We start from the raw sequence: 4658 nt of genomic DNA on the forward strand, positions 1-4658 counted from the left end.
CTTGAGGGGGTGCGGGGGCGTCGGGAGCGGGCCGGCGATCAGCCGGCGCCTTCGGCGACCGGTTCGGCGTCAGGTTCAGCATCGAGAGGAGCGTCGCCCGCGGGGGGCGTCGCGGTCTCCGGGGAAGCGCCGGGCGGCGCCGCTCCGGCTCCGGGCGGGGGCGTGAGATTGATCTCGAACTCGTCGCCTCCTCCGATCCCGGTCTCCAAACCGAGGTCCGCCGCGTCCTCCATCGCGGCGTCGCCGTCGGGATCGACGTTCGGGGCGAGCGGATCGATCACGCCCGCGTCCTCGAAGGTCTCCTCGGCGGGCGAGGCGTCTGCGGGGAGGGCGGTCGTCTCGTCCTCGGGGACGGACGTCGTCGGGTCGAGGGGATCCGCGAGCGGCGCGGCGCCGGCTTCCATCTCCTCTTGCAAAGCTCCCAGGGCGAGTTCTTCTTCGGTCCGGGGTTTGTAAATCGTCATGACGCCGCCGATCACCACGGTGGCGAGGTACGGGTCGGCCATCGCGACGAGGTAGGGGTCGTTGGGGTTCGCCGCGGGGCGGTTGGTCGGACCGCCGAACCTCGGCGAACGCAATCCGGCCCCGCCCAGTCCGCCGGACGAGCGAAGGCCCAATCCGCGGCTCGGCCGGCCGGAGGGACCACCGCCGAACGGCGAGGAAGACCCCCCGCGAAACGGCGAGGAGGAACCTCCGCCGAACGGCGAGCCGCCTTCTTCCATTCCGCGGCGGGCGGGACCGCGGGCCCCGGCCGCCCGGGGACCGACCGGTTTGGCGCCCTCGGCGAGATGCACGCGGACGATCTCGACCGGCCAGGCGGAGTTGGACAGGTTCGCGAGGACGTCGGTCAGATGGCGATGGTCGACGACCAGTTGCATGCGGAACGCCCGGGTGCGGTAGGGCACCTCCGGCTTGCTGGTGATGTACCGCATGCCGCCGCCGGGGGAGACGTATTCCTTCTTCCCTGCTCCGACGCCGCCGCTTCCGAAGTCGTCATAGTCGCTGAAGCCGGGGCTGGACGACTCGCCGGAATAGGTACTGTTGCCGTCGACGCTTCCGATTCCGCTTCCGGCCGCGGCGTCCGCTTCGGCCGGCGCCAGGGCCGGGGCGATCAGCGATGCATCCTGGTCCAGCCCGTCCTCCGGGCCGATTTCGTCGTCCAGCGTGAAGAGCAGATCCTTGTCGATCGCCCCGCCGCCGCCGGCGCCGCCGGCGCCTAACTCGGCGTCGTAGCCGTCCATTCCGCTGCTCTCCATCCCCATGGGAGAGGTCATCGAATTTTCCGACTCATATCCGCCGCTCATCGCGCCGGCTGCAGCGACACCTTCCGGCTCTTCCAACCCGGCGCCGCCGCGGAGTTTGAAGCTCTGGATCTCTTTCAACGGCGCCTTGAGGATCGTATTCGCCCCCGCGTTCACGAGGTTCAGCTGCTTGAGCAACTCCCGCATCAGCCAGATGTCTTCCTGAGCGCTCCAGACCGTCATCGAGAGCGGCGGATTCGACTGCCAGGTCGACGTGTCGAACGTCGGCAGCACGCCTTCCGGCACGGACATCACGCCGGTCTGCGTCTCGAAGTCGTACGGCCGGAGGGACTCCCGCAGCTGCTCGATCTGCGGCTCGTAAACGAACCGATACTGCTCGCGACCCTTCCGGCCTTCCGGTCCCCCGCCCGCAATCGGTTTGAAGTACTCGACGCCTTCGACGTACTGCTGATAGCTTTCCGGCCAGGTGCGGAGATCTTCCTGCGTGGTCGCCAGCGTCATGGCGGCGTCGCGGAGTTCCTGCTCGCGGATGAGCCGTTCCTGTTCGGCCTCTTCGATCCAGTCGGGATTCGGCTTCATCGTGGCTTCGGACACGATCGTGCCTTCGACTTTGGCCTCGTCAGCGCTGATCTGCTCTGAGAGCGCGCCGGTTCCCATCCACCACGCCCCCAGGGCCAGACAGATCGTCAGCCCCAAGGCGATCCAGAATCGGTGGGTGATGAGGGGTTGTAGCTTGTCCACGGGGTCGGCTCAGGGCGGCGGGACGGGGGACGATGGGGGCGTTGAACGAGAGACGCCCGACGGAGACCGCCGGGCGAAGCGGCGGGCTAGATCGCCGCGGGGTCGGCGGACTCGTCGAACGACGGCAAGACGGGAGTTTCGGATCGCTCTTCCGGCGGCGTTTTCCGCCAGATGAACTGGATGGTGAAGGGGTACTCGTTGATCTCGATAAAGTTCGGCGGCGCTTCCTGGTCGTCGATCCCGGTCAGATCGATCGGCCGCGGCCCGGCTGGACGACCGCCGGTTCCTTCGTACCCGTCATATCCCGAGCCGTCCATGGGCGTGTTGCCGCCCCGGAAGGGCGAGCCGCCCTCATCGAGGGGATCGTCTTCGTACGTCGAATTGCCGGGTTCCCCCTCGCCGTAACCGTAAGGGCTTCCGCCGTACCCGCCGCGTTGGGTCGGGATGCCGATCTCGATGGTGCCGTCCGGGTCGTAGCGAAACTTGCGAGCCTGAATCGGCAACAGGGCCGGGTGGCTGATGCCCAGCTTGGCGACGGGGATCTCGCCGACGGGCGTGTCGATCGTCCACTGCCGCAGATTTTGCAGCACGGTGCGGCGGAGGTAGCCGGCGTCGCGGTCTTCCGGCGAGGCGCCGTCGTGATAATGCACGCCCTTGAGCGTCACGACATAGCCCTCGCCCGAGGGATCCGGGTAGATCGATTCCCCCTCGGCGGCGGGGTCGCCGCCCTCGACGGGCGCGGCGGCGGTTTGCTGAGCGGGGTCGAGTTCCGGCGGGAGCGGCGGCGCCGGTTCGCCGTTCGCCTCGGCGGCGGCCTTCGCGGCGGCGTACTCCGTGCGGATCCGCGCCAGTTCCGCGAGCTTCCGCTTCTTGGCCTCGGCCTCGTTCATTTCGGTCATCACCTCCTTGGTGAGGTCCGGCAGGCCGGCGTACCAGGTGGCGAGATCCGTCTCTTTTTTGAACGTGATCGACTTGATGCGAACTTCGTCCCGCTCCGTGATCGGTTTGTCCATCTGGGCGCTGGGATCGCCCGGCGTAACGGCGCTGATCGCCTGCAGGACCTCGGGCCAGTAGCGACGACCGCTGGCCGGGGCGGTCAGTTCTTCGCCGACCGCCTTCGTCTCCGTCATCTTGGAGAGCTGGTCGTCGTAGTCGTTCTGATAGCCGCTGACGACGGTGTTGTGATCGCCGACCTCTTTGATGACGTCGCCCCAGCGGAACTCGCTGACGCTGTCGGCGTATCGGCCGTAGCCCAGCGCCGTGCCGCTGACGCCAGCCAGCAGCACGCCGGCGGCCAGCGCCGCCCACGGCTTCTTCTTGCGAATCTTCCGCTCCTGGATGATCTCCGGCGGCACCAGGCTGGTGCTGATGCGGGTCAGCCCCGCCGCCTGCAACGCCACGCCGTAGGGCACGACGAACCCGGCGACGTTGTCCCGGAAGGTCGCGTCCTGCAGCACTTCATCACCGACGGCGGACTTGAACTGCTCCACCCGCTCGACCGGGAACTGAAGGTTCTGCTGCAGGAACTTCTGCAGACCGGCGAGTTTGAACCCGTTTCCGGCGCCCAGCACGCGGGTGATCTTCGCCTCGCGATTCACGCTGCTGAAGTACCCGATGCTCCGCTGGATCTCCGCGACGTAGTCGTTGAACACCGGCCGCAGCGCCTGGAACACCGCCCGGGGGTCCGGCGCCTTGGTGGCGTTGCACTTCAGGTGCTCCGCCTTGGCGAAGGTCAGCTTCTGATCCTTCACCAGCGCCCGGGTGAAGTGATTGCCGCCGACGTTGACGTTGCGAATCCAGATCTTGTCGCCGTTGGAGATCAACAGCGTGCTGTTGTCCGCCCCGAGGTCGCAGACCATCGTGTATTCGTCGGGAGCGTCGAACTCCTTGTCCTGCCGCATCCCCAGCCGGTCGTAGGTCAGGAAGTTGTACAGGGCCAGCGGGGCGATCTGGACGAGGTCCACCTCGATCTTCCGATCGAGGAACGGCGCCATCGCCATCTCCACCTGGTCGCGCTTCATCGCGAACAGACCGACTTCCGCCTCCAGCGTGTAGCCGCCCTCTTCCATACCGCCGCCCAGCGGCTGGTAATCCCAGATCACCTCTTCCAGCGCGAAGGGGATCTGCTGGCGGGCCTCGTACTCGACGATCTTGGCGATCTGGGAGGACTCGACCGGCGGAAGCTGAATGAACCGGGCCAGGGCGCTCTGGCCCGGCAGACTCATCGCGACGCGGCAGCCCTTCAGGCTGTTCCGCGACAGGAACGTCTCGAACGCCTCCGCGATCAGCTGCGCGGGGACGGCGTCCGGCTGGCTGAGGATCTTCGGATGCTGGACGAGATCGAACGCCTCGGTCACCACCCGGCCGGTGACCGGGTCCGGGCGCAGCTTGATCGCTTTGAGGGCAGCTTGCCCGACTTCAATGCCCCATACCGGCTGGTCGTCGGCCATGGTGAGATTCGTTTGTCGTCGGGGGAAAGGATCGAGTTTCGGCGAGCGCCGGACGCATCCAGTCGGGCGAGAGTTCCCGAGTGGACGACCGCCCGTCATCATCCCCTGCGTATACGGTCCGGTCAATCGGCCGGTTGGCCCGCCGCCCGTCCGGCGTCGCCTTCCGGGCTGCGGTCCCCGATCCCCGGCGCCGCCCGAACGACCC

2 protein-coding genes are annotated in these 4658 nt (G+C 67.6%); both read right to left on the reverse strand.

What is annotated here, in order from left to right; translation table 11 throughout:
* Positions 1-38 precede the first annotated feature (38 nt).
* Entirely contained in the window at positions 39-2003 is a 1965-nt protein-coding gene (locus tag LzC2_RS21660) for a hypothetical protein (protein ID WP_174977623.1), read from the reverse strand.
* 86 nt (positions 2004-2089) lie between these two features.
* On the reverse strand, positions 2090-4453 hold the full coding sequence (gene pilM, locus LzC2_RS20325; RefSeq protein ID WP_171189858.1) for a type IV pilus assembly protein PilM: 2364 nt from the start codon (positions 4451-4453) through the stop codon (positions 2090-2092).
* Between the last annotated feature and the right edge of the window lie 205 nt (positions 4454-4658).

Source organism: Alienimonas chondri (assembly GCF_013036045.1).
Taxonomy (GTDB): Bacteria; Planctomycetota; Planctomycetia; order Planctomycetales; family Planctomycetaceae; genus Alienimonas; species Alienimonas chondri.

Coding starts and splice junctions, on each gene's coding strand:
- pilM (WP_171189858.1), bottom strand. CDS start 4,453: ATGGCCGACGACCAGCCGGTATGGGGCATTGAAGTCGGGCAAGCTGCC.